Raw genomic sequence first — 19873 nt, forward strand, 5'->3', positions numbered from 1 at the left:
CGCTATAATTCGCCTGCGGGGTGGAGCAGTCTGGCAGCTCGTCGGGCTCATAACCCGAAGGTCACAGGTTCAAATCCTGTCCCCGCAACCAGATACATGAAAGCCGCTGATTCCTGCAAGGGGATCGGCGGCTTTTTCCATTGCGGCGCAGCATGCCCATGCCCCTCCTGCACACCAAATGCCCCCGCTTGCATTGCGCTCTTTCGCAATGCAACAAACTGGTATATAATTCGCCTGCGGGGTGGAGCAGTCTGGCAGCTCGTCGGGCTCATAACCCGAAGGTCACAGGTTCAAATCCTGTCCCCGCAACCAATACATAAAAACCGCTGACTCCTGCAAGGGATTCAGCGGTTTTTTCATTTCAGGCCGGGCCAATACTGTCAGTACTTTTATGCGGTAACGCTGGCCCTGATCTGCCTGGCCGCCGCATGCAGGCTGGCCGCCACCCGTTCCAGCTTGTCGGCGCCCGCCGTTTCAGCCAGCGCGGCAAAGGCGCTGATATGGAACGTGGCCACCATCGCCGGCGACACTTCCAGCTCCAGCGCCGTCTTGCTCAATTCCGTCGACGCTTCAAGATAGGGCTCGCTGCCCGCCTCGAACGCCTGTTTGGTTTCCAGCAACTCCTGGCCGCCCTCGGCCTTAGCAAGGCAAGCGTCGACCTTTTGCTGGAAGGCGGGCAAGGTGTCGCGCACGGGGCCGGGTTCAGGCGCCGCCTCGGGTTCCTCTGGCGCAGGCGCGGCTGCGGCAGGCTTGTCCGCCGCCGGCATGTCGCGCATAGTCAGCCAGCGCTCGACGGCGAGAAAATCGGCAAACGGCTCGGCCACCTTGGGATTCATCAGCCAGACTTCGCCCGTGCGCCAGTCGATCCGGGCGCCGCGCTCGTTTCGCGCCAACAGGATATCCTTGCCGCCATCGGGATTCGACACCCGGCCGATGTCGAGCCAGTTCATCAGTTCCGCCTGGCGCGACATCGCGTTGACCCGGTGAAAAAAGGCCAACCATAAGAATCTGGCGACCAGGAGAACCAGGGCACCGCCAACCATCCACATCATTTTTCGCTCCGCACCACATCGACAAGCCGCATTTTCTCACATGAAAGCTTGCGCCAAGGAAACTTTTACATCTGCCGTGCGCAGGCGTAAATCCGGCGCCGCACACGTGCCGGGCGCGCAGTCGCATTTCAGCAACGCCGCGTTTTCCTGATTGCCTGGCGCGCGCCGCTGCGCTATCATGAGAACAATTCTCATTTAGATTAAGCTGTATTCCACTCGCCATGTTGTCCGCCCCTTCCCCGTCGTCCGATTTCCAGGCCCTGTATGCCGAGCACCATTCCTGGCTGCTGCACTGGCTGAAGCGCCGCCTGCACGATGCGGGGCTGGCCGGCGACCTGGCGCAAGATACCTTCATCAAGATTTTCGTCGCGCGCAGCAGCGCCGGGATCGCGCAGCCGCGCCCCTTCCTGGCCACCATCGCCAAGCGCCTGCTGGCCAACCACTGCCGGCGCGAAGCGCTCGAACGCGCCTACCTCGACGCCCTGCTGCACCAGCCGCAAGCGTGCACGCCGTCGCCGGAAGCGATGTCCCTGCTGCTCGAATCGCTGCAACTGGTCGACCGCGCGCTGGAGCAGCTGTCCGCCAAGGCCAGGGCCGCTTTCCTGCTGGCCCACCTCGATGGCATGACCTACGCCGAGATTGCCGCCGAACTGGGCACCACCACGCATTCCGTCAAAAAATACCTGAGCAAGGCCAACCTGCTGTGCTTTTTTGCCGTACCCGATTTTGCCGCATCCTGACATGCGCGGCGCCACCGTCTACGCACAGGGCCAGCCCATCGACCTGGCCATCGCCATGCAGGCGGCCGAATGGCTGGCCACCCTGATGAGCGGAGCAACGACGCCGGCGGAAAAAGCGGCCTGGCACGAGTGGCGCCAGGCGCACCCCGACCATGAGCGGGCGTGGCAACACATCGAAAGCGCCAGCGGCGGCTTGCGCGAACTCGATGCGCAGGCCAGCCGCAAGGCGTTGACACAGCGCTCCCGTCCTGCCTCGACCATCTCACGCCGCCGCAGCCTGCAATTGCTGGCGTGGACAGCCACCATCGGCCTCACGGGCTGGTTCGGCGCGCGCTCGGACTATGCACCCGGCCTTGCCCGCGCCGCGCTGGCCGACCTGTCCACGGGCGTAGGCGAACGCCGCGAACTGACCCTGCCCGACGGCAGCCGTCTGCACCTGAACAGCGGCAGCGCCGTCAACATCCGCTACACGGGCACGCAGCGCCTGCTGCAACTGGTGCAGGGCGAAGTCTTCATCGCCACGGCCCGCGAAACGGGCCGCCCTTACCGCCCCTTCCTCGTCGAAACGGCGCAAGGCCAGGCGCAGGCGCTGGGCACGCGCTACTCGGTGCGCCAGGCCAATGGCAGCACGCTGGTCGCCGTCGAAGAAGGCGCCGTCCAGCTGATGCCGCGCCATGGCGACGCCAGTCCGGTGATCCGCGCGGGCCAGGGCGGCGGCATGACGGCACACGATGCCCTGCCCGTGCACGCCGTCTCGCCCGACATCTGGGCCTGGCGCCAGGGCCTGCTGCTGGCCGACGCCACGCCGCTGCGCGACTTCCTGCATGAACTGAGCCGCTACCGCCACGGCTTGCTGGGCTGCGACGACGCCGTCGCCGGCCTGCGCATCTCCGGCGTCTTCCCCCTGGCCGACCTGGACGCCGTGCTGCTGTCGCTGCCCGATTCCCTGCCGGTGGACGTGCGCCTGCGCACCCGCTACTGGGTGCAGGTCGACGCGCGCCAGCCGCGCTGAAAATATATTTTGACGCTGGCGCAAAAAAAAGTACCCGCTTTCGATTCTCGCGTGACCTGTGTAGGCAACGTTCTTTTTGACGACTACACCACAAGGTAACCATGTCTCTTGCCATTCATTCCAAGCCGCGCATCAAGCGCATGGCGCATGCCATTCAACTCGTCTTCATCGGTTCGGCCCTGCTGCTGAACGTCCAGGCGCCAGCCCTGGCGCAGGAAAGCGCGGCCGCCGCTGCGGCCAGCCTCGACTTTCAGGTGCCGGCCGGCGACCTGGCCACGGCGCTGCGCCAGGTCGCCAGCCAGTCACGTGTCATCCTCAGCTTCACGCCGGAGCAGACGCGCGGCAAGACGTCGGCCGGCTTGAGCGGCCGCCACGACGTGCTGGCCGCTCTGAACGGCGTGCTGCGCGGCACGGGCCTGAAGGCCGAGCGCAGCGCCAACGGCAGCTTTGTCCTGCGTCCGGCCGATGCGGCGGCGGGTGGCGAAGCGCTGTCGATGATGCCGGAAGTATCGGTCAAGGCGCAGCAGGATGCGACGGAAGGCTCGGGCGCGTATGTCTCCCCCCTGCCGATCGCCACGGCCACGCCGCTGGGCCTGTCCGTGAAGGAAACGCCGCAATCGGTCAGCGTCATCACGCAGCAGCGCATGCAGGACCAGGGCTTGAGCACGATCGCGCAAGTGATGGCGCAAACGCCGGGCATCACGCTGTATTCGCTGGGCAGCGAACGCACGGGCTTTACTTCGCGCGGCTATTCGATCACCAATTACCAGCTCGATGGCGTCAGCACGCACTCGGAAACCATGGGCCTCAATGCGATACCGTCGCAAAGCCTGGCCGACATGGCGCTGTACGACCGCATCGAAGTGCTGCGCGGCGCCTCGGGTCTGATGACGGGCGCGGGCGATGCCTCGGGCGCCATCAACATGGTGCGCAAAAAGCCGACGGCGCAGTTCCAGGCGTCCGTCGAAGGCGAGCTGGCTTCCCACGATGAGCGGCGCGCCATGGCCGACATCGCGGGTCCGCTGAACGAGGCAGGCACCGTGCGCGGCCGCCTGGTGACGGTGTACGAGGAAGGCGACAGCATCGTCGACGGCTACAACCGCGACAAGAAAGTGGTCTACGGCGTGGTCGAGGCGGATCTGTCCGCCGACACGAAGCTGACGGCCGGCGTCACGCACCAGCGCAAGCGCACGAATGGATCGTTGTCCTACCTGGGCTTTCCCCTGTTCTACAGCAACGGCGCCATGACGGACCTGCCGCGCTCCTTCAGCCCGGCGGCCAAATCGAACCGCTTCGACACCAATTCGACCGACCTCTTCGCCACTGTGGAACACGCGCTGGCAAACGACTGGAAGCTGAAAATATCGGCCAACCGCGTGCAGTCGTCGCAGGAAGAGCGCGCCGTCTACCTGAACGTCAGTGGCGGCTTGCCCGATCAGGCCACGGGCGATGGTCTGCGCTTGAACGCCGACTACCGCGACTACCAGCTCCAGATCAACAGCGTGGATGTCAATGTGCGCGGACCGTTCCGCGCATTCGGCCGCCAGCACGAACTGGTGCTGGGCATGGACTACAGCGAATTTCAAAGCACGACGGATGCCCGTTTCGACAAAAGCATCGAGCGCACGCCCGCCAACCTGTACCGCTGGAATCGCACGGCGACGCCCGTGTTTGGCGGCACCTATGGCACCAACGACAGCACGCGCCGCCAGGCCAGCGTGTATGCCGCCACGCGCCTCCATCTCTCCGAGCGCCTGAAATTGATCGCCGGGGCAAAAGTGCTGCGCTACGACGAAAATTACATCTCGAACACGCCTGCCGAGTCCTATTACAACGCGGCGCCAGCCTCGGACAGCCGCGTCGTCACGCCGTATGGCGGCCTGGTGTTCGACATCGACGGCACGCACAGCGCCTACGCCAGCTACTCCACCATCCATCAGCCGCAAGCATCGCAAGACCGCTACGGCAAGCTGCTGGCGCCGCGCGAAGGCAAGACCCTGGAAGCGGGCGTCAAGAGCGGCTGGTTCGATGGCCGCCTGAACACGGCCGCCGCGCTGTACCATATCCGCCAGAACAACCTGGCCGAGTCGGATCCAGGTTACTACGTGCCAGGCACCCAAAATTTCGCCAGCCGCGCCATCAAGGGCGCCAAGACCCAGGGCGTGGACCTGGAAGCGACGGGTGCCCTGACGCCGGACTGGAACATCTCGGCCTCGTGGTCGTACAGCCAGACCGAAAACAATGAAGGCAAGGCCATCCTGGGCACCTTCCCGCGCCACCTGGTGAAACTGTGGACGACTTACCGCCTGCCCGGCGAGCTGCATCGCCTGACGGTGGGCGGCGGCATGAACTGGCAGAGCCGCGTGTATTCCGACATCGACGCATGGCAGATCAAGAGTACCCTGCACTGGGAACAGAAGGCATACTCGGTGGCCAGCCTGATGGCGCGCTATGACGTCAACGACAAGCTGTCGGCCACCGTCAACGTGGCCAACCTGTTCGACAAGCAGTACACGGCCTCGATCTCGGACTGGTGGTACTCGGGCATGTATGGCCCGGCGCGCAAGGTGGCATTAAGCGTGCGCTATCAATTCTAGGCCGGGCTGAATATTTCACATTGGCGCAGGGCCGGTGATACAATTTTCCCGCTTCACGGGCGTTGCCGGCCATTGCCGTCAACGCCCGTGCCCATAGAGACACCCAAGGAGAATGTGTGAAGGACCTCGCCCCCGCCCTGCCAGCCGATCCGGCCGACCAACCCGCCAATCCCTCGCGCCGGCGCATTTTCCAGGCCGCTTCCGCAGTCGGCCTGGCCGCCAGCCTGCCAGCGCTGGCCGACGCCGCGCCAGCAAAAAAGACCATCGCCAAGGGTTCGCTCGACGCGAAACTCAAGGCGCACGTCAAGAACGTGGTCGTGATCTACCTGGAAAACCGCAGCTTCAACAACCTGTTCGCCAACTTCCCCGGCACCAGTGCGCCCCTGTCCGCCGTCACGGCAGAACAGGCGCAGCAGCTGGACCGCGACGGCAAGCCGCTGGCCACCCTGCCGAAGATCTGGGGCGGCCTCGTGCCGAACCAGCAAAATATCGGCGGCACCGATTACCTGATCAAGGAAGAGCAGATTTCCGGCCTGCCGAACGCGCCCTACAAATTGAGCGACGCAGCCGGCAAGCCCCTGCCCGAGAGCATCATCACGCGCGACCTCGTGCACCGCTTCTATAACAACCAGATGCAGATCAACGGCGGCAAGAACGACGGCTTTGCCGCGTGGGCCGACAGCGGCGGCCTGGTGATGGGCCACTACGGCGAAACGTCGAAAAACCTGAACCTGTGGCAGATCGCCGAGCAGTACACCCTGTGCGACAACTTCTTCATGGCGGCCTTCGGCGGCTCCTACATGAACCACCAGTTCCTGGTGACGGGGCGCGCCAACGAATACTTCAACGCTTCCGAGACGGCGGCGAAGAAAAAGATCGCCGTGCTGTCCGACGGCCCGCAAGGCGTGCGCCTGGCGATCTCGCCCGAGTGCCCCGCCTCGGCACTGGACGGCAAACCGAAATACATGAACGACGGCGCCCTGACGCCGGACGGCTATGCCGTCAACACCATGGCGCCGCCCTACCAGCCAAGCTACATCCGGCCCGCGTTTGACGGCGACCCGCTGCATGCCGATCCGGCTGACGCGAATACCCTGCCGCCGCAAACCTACGACACCATCGGCGACCTGCTGTCGCGCAAGGGCGTCAGCTGGGCGTGGTATGGCGGCGGCTGGCAAGCGGCGCTCGACCACAAGGGCGGCGGCAGCAAGCCGAACTTCCAGTTCCACCACCAGCCGCTGAACTACTTCAAGCAGTTCGCGCCCGGCACGGCGGCGCGCGCCGAGCACCTGCGCGACGGCGGCACGGGCGACAGCCCCATCTCGAACAAATTCCTCGCCGCCGCCGTGGCGGGCAAGCTGCCGGCCGTGACCTTCTACAAGCCGCAGGGTAATCTGAACCTGCACGCCGGGTACTCGGATATCGAATCGGGCGACCAGCACGTGGCCAACGTCATCCAGCATCTGAAGGAATCGCCGCAGTGGAAGGACATGATCGTGGTGATCACGTTCGATGAAAACGGCGGCTGGTGGGATCACGTGGCGCCGCCAAAAGGCGACCGCTGGGGTCCGGGCACGCGCATTCCCGCCATCGTCGTCTCGCCGTACGCGAAGAAAGGCGCCGTCGACCACAGTTTTTATGACACGACGTCGATCCTGCGCCTGATCACGCGTCTGCACGACCTGCCGCTACTCGAAGGCCTGAAAGTGCGCAATGACGCATTCGCGTCGCGCGGTGCGCTGCCGCCGGGCGACCTGACGGGCGCCCTGAGCTTCCGCTGATTGCATAGCGGCCCTTCCCACAATGCGGCACGCCTGTGATACACTGCGTGCCGCACTTAAATCCGCAGGACAAGTTTTCCTGCAGCTTGTCCCAACAATGAGCCCGACTCCAGTAGCCGGGCTTTTGTTTTGTGGATGAAGTTAAAGCGTATGGACATAGGCGGGCAGCACCTTGCCCGCCCCCTGGCTTTCGCAGGCCAGGGACTGAGGTTAGCAAATGAGAGATAAAAAAGACAACGCCACCATCGACTTGCCCGGCTTCGGCCCGCCGCCAGCGCACGAGGCCCAAGAGCCGGCGCCGGAGCCGCAGCGCCGCGCGCGCGCGCGCAAGGTGGCTTTGAAGCAGGTGCAGCTCGAATTGCTGGAGCCGACCGACGCCACGGGCTTGCCCGTCTGGACGCGCGACGCCGGACTCGATCTCACCGGTTTGCCCATCTGGGCCCCCGATACCTGATTTCCCAACGCGGGCGGCCGTTTGCCGCCGGCTTCATCACCATCCGCACAAGGGCGTAGAACGCCTGTAGACTGTGCCCATCCACCCGCTTTTTACCGGCTCCGCCCTTATGAACACCACCTCCGCCACCACTTCTTTTTCCAGCCTGGCGCTGACGCCCGCCTTTTTGGCCAATCTGGACTCGCTCGGCTACCACGAGATGACCACCATCCAGGCGCAAAGCCTGCCGGCGGTGCTCGATGGCCGTGACCTGATCGCCCAGGCGAAAACGGGCAGCGGCAAGACGGCCGCCTTCGGCATCGGCATCCTGCACAAGCTCAATCCGGCCTGGTTTGCCGTGCAGGGACTGGTGCTGTGCCCCACGCGCGAACTGGCCGACCAGGTGGCCAATGAGCTGCGCCGCCTGGCCCGCGCGGCCGGCAACATCAAGATCCTGACCCTGACGGGCGGCGCGCCGATGCGCCCGCAAATCGCTTCGCTGGAACACGGCGCGCACATCGTCGTCGGCACGCCGGGCCGTTTGCGCGACCACCTGGGCCGCGGCACCATCAACCTGAATCACGTGCAGACGCTGGTGCTCGATGAAGCGGACCGCATGACGGACATGGGCTTTTACGAGGAAATCGCCGGCATCGTCAGCGCCTGCCCGGCGCGCCGCCAGACCTTGCTGTTCTCGGCCACGTATCCGGAAGACATCCGCCGCGCCACGGCGTCGTTCCTCGTCAATCCGCTGGAAGTGACGGTCGAGGCGCAGCACGACAACGACAAGATCGAGCAGCGCTTCTATGAAATCGGCTTCGACGAGCGCAATAGCGCCGTCGGCAAACTGCTCAAACACTTCAAGCCGGAATCCACGCTGGCCTTCTGCAACACCAAGGTGCATTGCCGCGAACTGGCCGACGAGCTGCGCCAGCAAGGCTTTTCCGCGCTGGCCCTGTACGGCGAGCTGGAACAGCGCGAGCGCGATGAAATCCTCGTGCTGTTCGCCAACCGCAGCTGCTCCGTGCTGGTGGCCACCGACGTGGCCGCGCGCGGCCTCGATATTTCCGACCTGGGCGCCGTGATCAACGTCGACGTATCGAAGGACACGGAAGTGCACATCCACCGCATCGGCCGCACGGGCCGCGGCAGCAAGAAGGGCCTGGCCCTGTCGCTGTGCGCGCCGAACGAGAAAAAATGGGTCAAGCTGATCGAGCAATACCAGAACAGCGCCGCCGAATGGCACGACCTGAAGGAACTGGCGGAAGATGACGGCATGGAGGCGCTGCCGGCGCCGATGGTCACCCTGTGCATCATGGGCGGCAAGAAGGACAAGCTGCGCCCGGGCGACTTGCTGGGCGCGCTGACGGGCGATGCCGGTCTGACCAAGGAACAAGTGGGCAAGATCAACGTGTTCGAGTTCATGACCTACGTGGCGCTGGACCGCAAGGTGGCCGAAGCGGCCTTCAAGCGCCTGAACGCGGGCAATACCCTGGGGCGCGACTTCGGCAACATCAAGGGCCGCAGCTTCAAGATGCGCTTTATCGAGGCGTAAGCGCCTGCAAGGCACGCAGGGCCGCCATGGCCCTGCGTCCCGGATAGTCTTCCCACACGGGATACTGCCGGCGGTAGTAGCAATTCCAGTAGCTGATGGCGCGCCGCTCCAGGGTGGCCACATAGGTGGGATTGTCCCGCAGGTAGCGCGTCAGCGCATCGGCATTCCAGGCCGGCAGCGCCGCGCCAATTGCCTCGACAATCTCCAGCACGTATTCGCCGCACAGGTGCACGACGAAGGGCACCGTCCACGCCCGCTCCTGCAGCAGCAACTGCCTTGCACACGCTTCGCGCACATGGCCGTCATGGTGGCGCGTGCCCAGGCACAGGGCGAGCACGCCCGCGTCGCCGGGCAGCCGCGTGCAGGCCAGCAAGCGCTCGCTGTCGTAATACGTGCGCGTCGGGATCCGCAAGGCCTGTCCATCCTGGCGCACGGCAAATGGCGGGTGCGCGTGGCTGCTCCCCAGCGCGGGCAGCAGCTGCGCCACCGCGCCGGCCAATGCGGCCGGAAAGGCATCCGCTTCAGCCATCGCGATCTTCCCTGCACACCTTGCGCACGCCCAGCGCAGGCTTGTCGACCTTTTCAAAGATCACATTCGAATACCATTCAGCAGGATCGCCTTCGGTGGGCTTGCCCAGCGAGATATAAAAGCCGCCATGCGTGAACAGCGCCGTGGTTTCCTTGCCGGGCTTGGCCGCCTGCAGGAAGATCGGCCAGGCCGCCCTGTCGACTGGCGTAAAACGCGCGGCCAGCAGCGCCAGCAAACGCGCATGCGTGGCCGGCGCATACGGGAACAGGTACAGGTATTCGACCAGTTCGCCGCCGTCGGCCAGGCGCGTGACGGCGGATGTCGCCGCATCCACTTCACTGCCAAAACGACAGAGCACCCCGCCGCTGTAGGCGAAATCGATGACGGTCGCCGGCGCGCACGCCTGCCGTTCGCGGTCGATGCCGACGGGCGGCAGCGCGCGCACTTGCGCCAGCAGCGCCTCGCCCGACGTGGCCAGCGCGGGAAAGCCCGGACATTCGCTGGCCGCCTGCGCGGCAGAGAAGACCAGGCAACAACTCAGTAGCAGCAAACGGCCTTTCACGGCACCTCCAGTGTCATCGGGCGCCCATTATGCCGGACATCCTCACAAAGGCCGCGCCTGTTGCCCCTGCGGCGTATCGTCGATGTCATAGCCGGCCGCGCGCGCCAGTGCACGCAAACGGTCCGCCTCGGCCCACTGGCGCTGCGCGCGGGCGATGGCCCGTTCCGCCATCCATTCCTGCACGGGCTGCGGCACTTCCACCTGCGCCGGCTGCCAGGCCAGCAGATCGAGCCCCAGGGCCGCATCGAAGCGGGCCATGGTGGCCTGTTTGACGGCATCCGGCAGCTCGCTTCTCAACAACTCCCAGGCCACGGCCAGGGCGCGTGGAAAGTTCAGGTCATCGTTGACCTGCGCCGCGAAGCGCGCCAGCCATGCAGGATCAGGGGCGGCCTCACTGTCCGCCTGGCCCAGCCCATGCACGCTGACACGCAAGCGCGCCAGGCCGCTGCTGGCGGCGCGCAGGGCTTCGTCCGTGAAATTGAGGCTGCTGCGGTAATGGGCGCCCAGGCACAGGTAGCGGTAGGCCAGCGGATCGACGCCCTGCTCCACCAGGCTTTGCAAACGCAAAAATTCGCCCGAAGATTTCGACATTTTCGCATCCTGTGTTTTCAGGAAGGCGCCGTGCAGCCAGAAGTTGGCTAGGCGCGTACCGTGGCGCGCTTCCGTTTGCGCGATCTCGTTGCTGTGGTGGACGGCCACGTGGTCTTCGCCGCCGCAATGGATGTCGAAATACGCGCCCAGGTGCTTTTCCGCCATGGCCGAGCATTCGATATGCCAGCCCGGAAAACCCAGGCCCCACGGACTGTCCCACTCCATTTGCCGCTGCCCCGGCACGCCGCTGAACTTCCACAGCGCGAAGTCGCAGATGTCGCGTTTTTCTCCCAGGTCCACCCTTTTCCCCGCCTGCAGGCCGTCGCGGTTCAGGCGTGCCAGTTTTCCATAGCTGTCCTGGCGCGTCGTGTCGAAATAGATGCCGTCGTCCGTGCGGTAAGTGTAGCCCTTCGCTTCCAAGTCGAGGATGAAGGCAATCTGCTCGGCGATGTGGTCGGTGGCGCGGCACCAGACGGTAGGCGGCAGGATATTCAGCGCGTGCAGGTCATCCTCAAACGCGCGCGTGAATTCAGCGGCGATATCCCAGGCCGACTTGCCGCTGCGGGCGCTGCGCGCCTCGATCTTGTCGTCGCCGCTGTCGGCATCCGACGTCAGATGGCCCACGTCCGTGATGTTCATCACGTGGCGCACCTGCAGGCCGTTGAATTCGAGCGCGCGGCGCAAGCCGTCGACGAACAGATAGGTGCGCAGGTTGCCGATGTGCGCGTAATCGTAGACGGTGGGACCGCAGGCATACAGGCCCGCCTGGCCAGGGGCGATGGTCTCGAAGGGCCGCAGGCTGCGGCTATACGTGTCGTACAAATGTAGTGTCATGCGGGACTTTCATGCGCGTTGCGGAAAAAGAAAATGGCCACAGGTTTTTCAACGCTGTGGCCATCGGAATGAGGAGTAAAAATTTAACGGCGCCGGGCCGCATCCTCGCGAAGCCAGGTACACGGACACAGCGCAGCGGCGGCGCGGTATGCAGGGACTGGATGGAGGATGGAAGAGATCATGGTGAGAATATCGCATGCGCGCGGGCGGGCCGTCAAGCCCTCCCGCGACGCGGGCCTACTTTTTCGCCTGCTCGATATGCGGCAGCAGCACCGTCAACATGCCCAGCAGCGGCAGGTAGGAACAGATTTTATACACATAGGCGATGCCCGACACGTCGGCCAGGTGGCCCATGGCGGCGGCCGCGATGCCGGACACGCCGAACATCAGGCCAAAGAAAATCCCCGCGATCATGCCCACCTTGCCCGGCACCAGTTCCTGCGCGAAGACGACGATGGCGGAAAAGGCGGACGAAATCACGAAGCCGATGATCACCGTCAGCACGGCCGTCCAGAACAGGTCGACATACGGCAGCAGCAGGGTAAAGGGCGCGGCGCCCAGGATGGAAATCCAGATCACGCGCTTGCGGCCGATGCGGTCGCCGATGGGGCCGCCCATGAAGGTGCCGGCCGCCACGGCGGCGAGGAACAGGAACAAATACAGCTGGGCATCGCTGAGCGACAGGTGAAACTTGTCGATCAGGTAAAACGTGTAATAACTCGACAGGCTGGCCATGTAGATGTACTTCGAAAACACCAGCAGGGCCAGCACGCCCAGCGCGCCAATCACCTTGTTGCGCGACAAGTTAGGGCCATGGCCGCCCGTCTTCGGCTTGAAGCTGGCCAGGTGGCCGCTGTACCAGTGGCTGACCTTGTACAGCACGCCGATGGCCAGCACGGCCAGCAAGCTGAACCAAGCGACATTGCCATGGCCACGGTTGACGATGACAGCGGCCGCCAGCAGCGGTCCCAGGGCGGAACCGACATTGCCACCCACCTGGAACAGCGACTGGGCAAAGCCGTAGCGTCCGCCCGAGGCCATGCGCGCCACGCGCGACGCTTCCGGGTGGAAGGTCGACGAACCGACGCCAATCAGGCCAGCGGCGAGCAGCAAGGTCGGAAAGGTCGACACGACGGACAGCATCAACACGCCGGCCAAGGTAAAGCACATGCCGACGGGCAACAGGAATGGCAGCGGACGGCGGTCCGTGTACAAGCCGATCCAGGGCTGCAACAGCGATGCCGTGCACTGGAACGTCAGGGTAATGAGGCCGACCTGGGTAAAACTGAGTGAAAACTCGGCTTTCAGCATCGGATAAATCGACGGCAATAATGCCTGGATCAAGTCATTGAGCAAATGCACGAAGGCGACGGCGCCCAGGATGTGCATGGCCAGACCGGATTGTTGTTGGGAACTATGAAGCGAAGGAGCCGCCGGCACGGACTTGGCCAATGCTGGGGCAGTTGTGGTTGTGTGCATGTGTCATCCGCAATAATCGGGCACGGCGGGCGGCCCGGCAAAGAAGCCAGTATAGTATGGTCACTGAACTGATAACTTCCAATAATCGTCGCCCAAGTGACAACTAGGTGACAAGCCAACGACCAGCATGTACACCCAACCACTCGTCCAGACCCATCCCGACGGCGTGCCGTTCAGCCGCAGCACCAGCTCGCACGATTACCAGCACGTGCCGCGTCCCGTGACGGCCATGTCCAGGCAATACGTGTCGGGCGACTACACGGCGCCGCACAGCCACGTGCGGGCGCAACTGCTGTATGCGACGGAAGGCGTGATGCGCGTGTCCACCGAACACGGCGTGTGGATCTTGCCGCCGCGGCGCGCCCTGCTGATCCCCGTGGGCGTCGTGCATGAAGTCCACATCTTGAGCGAACTGAGCATGCGCACCGTGTACATCGATGCGCAAGTGGCGGCCCAATATGGCGACGATTGCAAGGTGCTGGAAGTGAGCCGGCTGTTGCGCGAGCTGATCCTGGCCCTGCTGGCCGAACCGGTCGAATATGCGCTGGCGGGGCGCGGCGACTGGCTGGCGCACCTGATCCTGTCGGAACTGGCGGCGGCCGATACCGTACCCCTCGCCATCCCCTGGCCGCGCGACCGTCGCCTGGTGGCCGTCTGCTCGGCCATCATGGACGCGCCCGGCAGCCGGCGCAGCATCGAGGAGTGGGCGCAGGACGCGGGCGCCAGCGCGCGCACTTTGATCCGTTTATTCCCCAAGGAAACGGGCTTGCATTATCGCCAATGGCTGCAGCAAGTCCACCTGGCCGAGGCCTTCTGCCGCCTGGACCGGGGCGAAGGCGTGGCGGCCATCGCCTATGCGCTGGGCTACGCCAGCCCCAGCGCCTTCAGCGCCATGTTCCGCCGCATCCTGGGCCGCACGCCGCAACACTACCTGAGCGAGTGGCGCGCCGCCGACTAAACGAAAAAAGCAGCCCGTGGGCTGCTTTCGTCAAGTGCTTTGCCGGCAATTGTCGGCTTACGCCCTGCGGGCTAAGCCGACCTACTCTTTTTCGCCGGCAATCAGGCGGTAGGCCAGCCGCGTAGGTCGGCTTAGCGTGGCAAAGCCGCGCGTAAGCCGACAAGCTGCGTTGCCGGCATTGTCGGCTTACGCCCTGCGGTCTAAACCGGCCTACTCTTTTTCGCCAGCGATCAGGCGGTAAGCCAGCGCGCCCAGCAAGGCCCCGATGATCGGTGCCAGCCAGAACAGCCACAGCTGGCTGGTGGCCCAGTCGCCCACGTACAGGGCCACGCCCGTGCTGCGGGCCGGGTTGACGGAGGTATTGGTGACGGGAATGCTGATCAAATGGATCAGCGTCAGCGCCAGGCCGATCGGCAGCGGGGCGAAGCCGGCCGGCGCGCGCTTGTCGGTGGCGCCCAGGATGACGATCAGGAAGAACATCGTCAGCACGATTTCAATGACCAGGGCCGACAGCATCGAATAGCCGCCCGGCGAATGGGCGCCGAAGCCGTTCGAGGCAAAGCCCTTGCTGACATCGAAGCCGGCCTGGCCGCTGGCGATCACGTACAGCACGCCGCCGGCCACGATGGCGCCCAGCACTTGCGCGATGATGTACGGCAAAAGTTTATTGGCGGGAAAACGGCCGCCAGCCCACAGGCCGATCGAGACGGCGGGATTCAGGTGACAGCCCGAGATGTGGCCGATGGCGTAAGCCATGGTCAGCACCGTCAGGCCAAACGCCAGCGCCACGCCGACAAAGCCGATGCCGAGGCCGGGAAAGGCGGCGGCCAGCACGGCGCTGCCGCAACCGCCCAGGACCAGCCAGAACGTGCCGAGAAATTCGGCGCCATATTGTTTCATGATGTATTCCTTTAAATAGTCGAGAAAACGTACCAGGGGACGACCAGACAGACCGCTCATTGAGCTCGCCCTCACCGCATGGCGATGGCAAGGCAAAACACCAGCAAAGTACGGCTACGCAATCGCAGCACAGCGCGCATAATGACATGTTGTCATTATCAAGGCAACATTAATCTCATGCAACAATATTAATGGTTATCCTGGAATCAACTATTAATTTAATAACCATTATGGCGCGGGGCGGCGCATGTATTTGTGCGGCGCCTCGAGTGGCGCAAAACCAAAGCCCGCATACAGGCCATGCGCATCATCGGTCCCCAGCATCCAGGCGACCTCGCGCAAGCGCTCGTCGCCGAGCACGGCGGCCACCATCTGCTTGCCATAGCCCCGCCCCTGGTATGGCGGCAGCACGAACACGTCGCGCAGGTAGGCAAAATCCGTGTAGTCGGTGATGACCCTGGCGAACGCCACTTGCTGGCCGTCCACGTAGCCGCCGAAGCACAGGGCGTTGGCGATCCCCTTGCGCACGGTTTCAATCGCCACGCCGCGCTTCCAGTACGATTGCTCGCTCAGGTAGCGGTGGATCATGGGCACGTCCAGTTCGCCGCGCTCGCTGGAAATGTGTAGTGGCGCGTGCATCAGTTCTTGTACAGCAAGTCGGCCTCAGCGATGCTGGGCTCGCCGAAATACACGGTGCGCGGTTCGCCCTTGGCATCGCTGCCCACGTACACGCCCGTCATGCTGCGCTGGGCCGGATCGTACAAAATAGAATAGCGGTGGCCGCAATTGTGCGGCTCGCAGACACTGCTCAGCAGACGCGCCTTGCCGTCGATCTCGACGGGCTTGAGCGGACTGGCCACGCCATCGGGCACCCAGCGCTGCCGCTTCAGGCCGGCCTTTTTCAGGCCGATATTGAAGGCCTGGCGAAAGGCGTAGTCAGACTTGTAGACGTCGGGGAAATACGGGCAGGCAGGGCCGCCATCGCAGCTTTGCGCCTGCTCGATCAGCGACAGTTTGGGCGTACGCGCTTGCGCCGGCATGGTGGCCAGCGTCACGGCGGCGCCAAGGAACAGGGGTAAGAGCAAACGTGCGGACATGCAATCTCCTAAAAGCATCCAATAATGGGTGCAGCATAGCAGAATGGCATGCTTGCGCAGCGGCCTCAGGGAGAACAGCGGATGCCGACGACCCCGTTGACCTTGCCTTCCGCCCAGCCCGTCTCGCGCCAGCGGTACACGCCAGGCGCGACAATGATCAACTGCCATTCCACCAGCTTGCCAGCGGCATTGACACGGGTTTCATTGTCATAGCGCAACGTCAAGCTATGCTCCGTTTCCGCCACCACGGTCGCGGCAAAGCGGTTGGTTTCACCCAGCTTGCTTTTCCACGTCCGGTCATTGAAGATCGCCAGCCGCTGATGATCGTCAGACAGCTGCATGCGCGTAAAGTGCCGCGCTTCTTCGCACACACTATTCGTATTCACGCTGTCGGACCAGCTGCCAGACAATTGCGTGGCGTCGAAAGGAGTCGGGGTGGCGGCCACGGCCGCGCTCAGCAGCAAGATTGCAAGCATAATTTATCGCAAGAAAACGAAAAGAATCATCATGGCAGGCGCAGCGCCAGGGTAATGCTCGACGGCAGCGCCGGCGTGCGCCGGTGCAAGGTCGCCTGCTCGTAGGCGTACGCCATCGCAATGAGCTGCATGTCACCGTGAGCAGGACCGATGAAGGACAAGCCGACCGGCGCGCCGCCGGCCACGCCGGCCGGCACCGTGATATGCGGCAAGGCCGACGGCGCCTGCGCCACGCCATGACAGGTAGGCCCCACCAGCGCATCGAAACCATGCGAGCACAGCAACGCTTCGATGCCGCCAGGCACGGGCGCGGCCGGGATCTCGATCAGTTGCGCGCCCTGTTCGCGCAACGCCAGCAGCGCCTGCCCGATCACGGCATCGGTCCCGGCACACTGGCCGAACAGGCTGCGCGCCACGCCGATGCGGCGCCCATGCAAGCCGGCAGTATCGAGCACCACACCATCGGCCAGGCGCTCGCCGCTCAAGGCTGCAAGCAGCCAGGCCGCCTCACGCACGCTGGGCGCCATCGGTCCGGCCGTGGCTGGCTCACCGCCCTGCCCCGCGGCAGTCCTGCCCGTGGGCTTGATGGCGACCAGGCCGCAGTTTGAAGCAGGCGCGACGATGGAGCCGTCCGCCGCGCTGTCGACGGCCAGGATGGTCAGTCCGGCCCAGCTGGCAGTGGCATGCGGCACGCTGACGGCGGCCCACTGGCGCAAATTGCTTTTGCCGATGATGACGGCGCCGGCCGCGCGCAGGCGCGCCGCCACGAAGGAATCGCAGCCGGCATGCGTGGCCAGCGGTGACTGCGTGCGCGTCTTCATGCGGTCGCCCGTGGCGATATTGTCGCGCAGGACGACGGGAATGCCATGCAAGGGACCGCGCACCTTGTGCACTTGCCGTTCGCGGTCCATTTCCAGGGCAATTTTCAGCGCATCGGGATTGATTTCAATGCCGGGATAGGCGCGCGCGCCGATGCTGCACAGGGAGCGGATGCGCCCCAGGTACTGCGACGTCAGCGCATGCGAACTGAGTTTGCCTGCCTGCATCATCTGCTGTTGCGGCAAGACGCCCGCATCGAGCAGATGGGCCATGGGACTGGCGGGCGCCGTGGCACGGGCCAATACGGGACGCGACGCGCCACCGCGTAACATCTGACTGCGCTGCATGGTATCTCCAGGAAACTTCAATGTTTCTGCCGCAATAATGTTCTAGCCATAGCATAGCAGTCCTTGCAACACAATTGTTGTCAACGGGAATTATTTTTTAAGCAAAAAAAAAACGCTGCCCGAAGGCAGCGTTTCTTGATGATTTGGCACTGGGGAAAATCAGTTGCGTACGACACGCTTGTATTCGTTGGTACGGGTGTCGATTTCGATGACGTCGTCCTGCGCCACGAACAGCGGCACTTGCACGGTGTGGCGATGTGCGTCGATGGCGTTTTCGATCTTGGCTTCTTTCAGGACGTTGCCCGAGGTGTTGCCCTTGACCGCTGGCTCCGAGTACACCACTTGACGGGCGATGGTCGTAGGCAGTTCAACGGAGATCGCTTTGCCGTCGTAGAAAATGGCTTCGCATTCCATGCCATCTTTCAGGTAGTTCAGCGCTTCGCCCAGGTTTTCTTCTTCGATTTCGTACTGGTTGTACTCGGTGTCCATGAACACGAACAGCGGGTCGGCGAAGTACGAATACGTCACTGGCTTTTTATCCAGAACAACAACGTCGAACTTGTCGTCGCCGCGGAACACGTTTTCCATCGGGGTGTTCGTCAGAAGATTTTTCATCTTCCATTTGTAGGTGAAGCCCGTGCGGCTCGAACCGTTGACATCAGAACGCAACACGATCATTGGCTTGCTGTCGACCATGATGATATTGCCAACACGAATTTCTTTTGCGGGTTTCATAGGAATGTACGTAAAAAGTGGGTTGCATGAAGACCATCTGCCGCCTGTGCGCCATCAGCGCCGCAAGCTTGCGTTTGATCGGTTAAAAATACGTTAGAAATAACCGGGCATTTTACCTTAATTTTTGGCAAGCGCCTATCTCGTCGCGCCAGCGAACGCCAGCAGCTTACTTGCCAGATCGCCATTAGCCTGCATCTGCCGCTGCCAGGCCTGCGCGCGCGCCCGGATGCGCGGCAGATCGGCCTGCAATGCGGGCCACAGCTGCGCCCACGGCAAGGCATCCGCGCTGGCGCCATTCCAGGCCAGCGCCGCTTGCACCAGGCTGTCGATGGCGCCGTCCGCGTCCATCGCATAGCGCTGCAGGAAGGCTCGCAATTTCACGTGATGCAAGTTTTCATCCTGCACATAGATATGCCAGAGAAACGGCTGGCCGGCCCATTGCGCGCGCACGAAGGAATCTTCGCCGCGCACGAGATTGACGTCGCAAGCCCACAGCAGACGGTCGTAATCGTCTTGCGGCACGAACGGCAGCACGCGCACGGTGAGCGCGCCGCGCGTGCGCGCCGCACCGGCCACCGCCGCATCATCGCCGATAAAGGCCTGAACGGCATCGAACGCGACGCCTTCCGGCACCAGGCACGTCACGGGTTCGCTGCCCGCCTGCCACACGCCAAACAGCTCGGCGACGGAAGCGGACGGGTAGCAGAACAGCGATACCTTCAAGGCAGACATTTCCGCCGGACTCACGCCGAATTGCCCCAGGAATGCCGCCATGACGCCGGCATCAGCCTGGAATGCCAGCCTTTTTTCATCGAGCGCCGCCTCGCGCAGCAAGCCGCCCGTTTTATTGGTAAAACCGGGGAAGAAGAAATGCTTGATCATGCCGTGGCGCGGCGACGTCAGCGCATGGCAGCCTTCGACCCACTCTTCCGCCGTCAAGCCTTCCAGGTTCAGCCACACGGGCTGCGGCGCGCACTGCGCCATGGCGGCAATATAGCCGGGCGGAATGTCGCAGGCAAAAAACTCGATGACGATGTCGGCGATATCGGCGGGCGCAAACACGCCATCCTGGCCGCGCCAATGGCGGATCATGACGCCCGAGATGCGCTGCGCTTCGGCCGCCGCATCGACTTCAGGACAGATGCGCTGGAAACTCGGTAAATCATCGACCCACAGGGTAACGACCACGCCGTGCTCGCCGCTCAACTGCCGCGCGAGGCGCCAGCAAATGCCGATATCGCCATAGTTGTCGACGACTTTGCAGAAGATGGCCAGAGATGCTGCTCGATCGGTGGGTAATGGCATATGCAAGGGAAAGAGAAAAACGTTGGCATGGCGGCCCATAACAAAAAAGCCGCGCTGTTACCAGGCGGCTT

At 63.7% G+C, this 19873-nt stretch carries 19 protein-coding genes and 2 tRNA genes; 9 read left to right on the forward strand and 12 right to left on the reverse strand.

Translation table 11 applies throughout. The annotated features are described in order from the left end of the window. The first annotated feature begins 14 nt into the window (after positions 1-14). A tRNA-Met gene (locus ACPJXG_RS18590) sits at positions 15-91 on the forward strand. A 144-nt stretch (positions 92-235) separates the two neighbouring features. Further along, a tRNA-Met gene (locus ACPJXG_RS18595) sits at positions 236-312 on the forward strand. 77 nt (positions 313-389) lie between these two features. On the opposite strand, the gene ACPJXG_RS18600 is transcribed toward ACPJXG_RS18595, so the two are convergent. Continuing rightward, entirely contained in the window at positions 390-998 is a 609-nt protein-coding gene (locus ACPJXG_RS18600; protein ID WP_425251960.1) for a hypothetical protein, read from the reverse strand. A gap of 275 nt (positions 999-1273) precedes the next feature. Here ACPJXG_RS18600 and ACPJXG_RS18605 point away from each other — a divergent pair, with 275 nt between their 5' ends. From ACPJXG_RS18605 to dbpA, 6 genes are all read left to right on the forward strand, one after another. After that, positions 1274-1792 (forward strand): sigma-70 family RNA polymerase sigma factor, encoded by a 519-nt coding sequence (locus ACPJXG_RS18605; protein WP_099402728.1) that lies wholly within the window; start codon positions 1274-1276, stop codon positions 1790-1792. 1 nt (position 1793) lies between these two features. After that, the gene (locus tag ACPJXG_RS18610) at positions 1794-2804 is read left to right on the forward strand and encodes a FecR domain-containing protein (RefSeq protein ID WP_425251961.1); all 1011 of its coding nucleotides are present in this window, start codon (positions 1794-1796) and stop codon (positions 2802-2804) included. Positions 2805-2905: 101 nt separating this feature from the next. Beyond that, the gene (locus tag ACPJXG_RS18615) at positions 2906-5401 is read left to right on the forward strand and encodes a TonB-dependent siderophore receptor (protein ID WP_425251962.1); all 2496 of its coding nucleotides are present in this window, start codon (positions 2906-2908) and stop codon (positions 5399-5401) included. A 116-nt stretch (positions 5402-5517) separates the two neighbouring features. Next, positions 5518-7182 (forward strand): acid phosphatase, encoded by a 1665-nt coding sequence (locus ACPJXG_RS18620; protein WP_425251963.1) that lies wholly within the window; start codon positions 5518-5520, stop codon positions 7180-7182. A 217-nt stretch (positions 7183-7399) separates the two neighbouring features. Continuing rightward, entirely contained in the window at positions 7400-7636 is a 237-nt protein-coding gene (locus tag ACPJXG_RS18625) for a hypothetical protein (RefSeq protein WP_402720806.1), read from the forward strand. 109 nt (positions 7637-7745) lie between these two features. After that, the gene (gene dbpA / locus ACPJXG_RS18630; protein WP_425251964.1) at positions 7746-9170 is read left to right on the forward strand and encodes an ATP-dependent RNA helicase DbpA; all 1425 of its coding nucleotides are present in this window, start codon (positions 7746-7748) and stop codon (positions 9168-9170) included. Here the strand turns inward: dbpA and ACPJXG_RS18635 are convergent. From ACPJXG_RS18635 to ACPJXG_RS18650, 4 genes are all read right to left on the reverse strand, one after another. After that, the gene (locus ACPJXG_RS18635; RefSeq protein ID WP_425251965.1) at positions 9157-9699 is read right to left on the reverse strand and encodes a hypothetical protein; all 543 of its coding nucleotides are present in this window, start codon (positions 9697-9699) and stop codon (positions 9157-9159) included. The genes dbpA and ACPJXG_RS18635 overlap by 14 nt on opposite strands. Next, positions 9692-10261, reverse strand: coding sequence for a hypothetical protein (locus tag ACPJXG_RS18640; protein WP_425251966.1), 570 nt, complete (start codon positions 10259-10261; stop codon positions 9692-9694). The genes ACPJXG_RS18635 and ACPJXG_RS18640 overlap by 8 nt, the downstream gene beginning before the upstream one ends. 42 nt (positions 10262-10303) lie before the next feature. Then, positions 10304-11686: a cysteine--tRNA ligase gene (gene cysS, locus ACPJXG_RS18645; RefSeq protein WP_425251967.1), complete on the reverse strand. Its 1383-nt coding sequence runs from the start codon at positions 11684-11686 to the stop codon at positions 10304-10306. A gap of 237 nt (positions 11687-11923) precedes the next feature. Then, positions 11924-13165 (reverse strand): MFS transporter, encoded by a 1242-nt coding sequence (locus ACPJXG_RS18650; protein ID WP_425251968.1) that lies wholly within the window; start codon positions 13163-13165, stop codon positions 11924-11926. A 127-nt stretch (positions 13166-13292) separates the two neighbouring features. On the opposite strand from ACPJXG_RS18650, the gene ACPJXG_RS18655 reads away from it, so the two are divergent. Next, the gene (locus ACPJXG_RS18655) at positions 13293-14123 is read left to right on the forward strand and encodes an AraC family transcriptional regulator (protein WP_425251969.1); all 831 of its coding nucleotides are present in this window, start codon (positions 13293-13295) and stop codon (positions 14121-14123) included. 210 nt (positions 14124-14333) lie between these two features. On the opposite strand, the gene aqpZ is transcribed toward ACPJXG_RS18655, so the two are convergent. The 7 genes from aqpZ to earP form a co-directional block, all read right to left on the reverse strand. Continuing rightward, on the reverse strand, positions 14334-15023 hold the full coding sequence (gene aqpZ / locus ACPJXG_RS18660; protein ID WP_035817302.1) for an aquaporin Z: 690 nt from the start codon (positions 15021-15023) through the stop codon (positions 14334-14336). Positions 15024-15251: 228 nt separating this feature from the next. Continuing rightward, positions 15252-15662 carry a GNAT family N-acetyltransferase gene (locus ACPJXG_RS18665; RefSeq protein WP_425251970.1) on the reverse strand — a complete coding sequence of 137 codons (411 nt, stop codon included), beginning with the start codon at positions 15660-15662 and terminating at the stop codon, positions 15252-15254. Beyond that, positions 15662-16120, reverse strand: coding sequence for an Ivy family c-type lysozyme inhibitor (locus ACPJXG_RS18670; protein ID WP_425251971.1), 459 nt, complete (start codon positions 16118-16120; stop codon positions 15662-15664). Before ACPJXG_RS18670 ends, ACPJXG_RS18665 begins: the two co-directional genes overlap by 1 nt. Positions 16121-16185: 65 nt before the next feature. Continuing rightward, positions 16186-16596, reverse strand: coding sequence for a hypothetical protein (locus ACPJXG_RS18675; protein ID WP_035817293.1), 411 nt, complete (start codon positions 16594-16596; stop codon positions 16186-16188). Between the two features lie 29 nt (positions 16597-16625). Next, positions 16626-17762: an amidase family protein gene (locus tag ACPJXG_RS18680; RefSeq protein ID WP_051958244.1), complete on the reverse strand. Its 1137-nt coding sequence runs from the start codon at positions 17760-17762 to the stop codon at positions 16626-16628. Positions 17763-17921: 159 nt separating this feature from the next. Continuing rightward, complete coding sequence (locus ACPJXG_RS18685) at positions 17922-18497, reverse strand: elongation factor P (RefSeq protein ID WP_034758247.1); 576 nt, start codon at positions 18495-18497, stop codon at positions 17922-17924. 135 nt (positions 18498-18632) lie between these two features. After that, complete coding sequence (earP, locus tag ACPJXG_RS18690; protein ID WP_425251972.1) at positions 18633-19802, reverse strand: elongation factor P maturation arginine rhamnosyltransferase EarP; 1170 nt, start codon at positions 19800-19802, stop codon at positions 18633-18635. Positions 19803-19873: the final 71 nt, after the last annotated feature.

Origin of the sequence: Janthinobacterium sp. NFX145 (genome assembly GCF_049810325.1) — a bacterium.
In the GTDB taxonomy this organism is placed as follows: Bacteria; Pseudomonadota; Gammaproteobacteria; order Burkholderiales; family Burkholderiaceae_D; genus Janthinobacterium; species Janthinobacterium rivuli.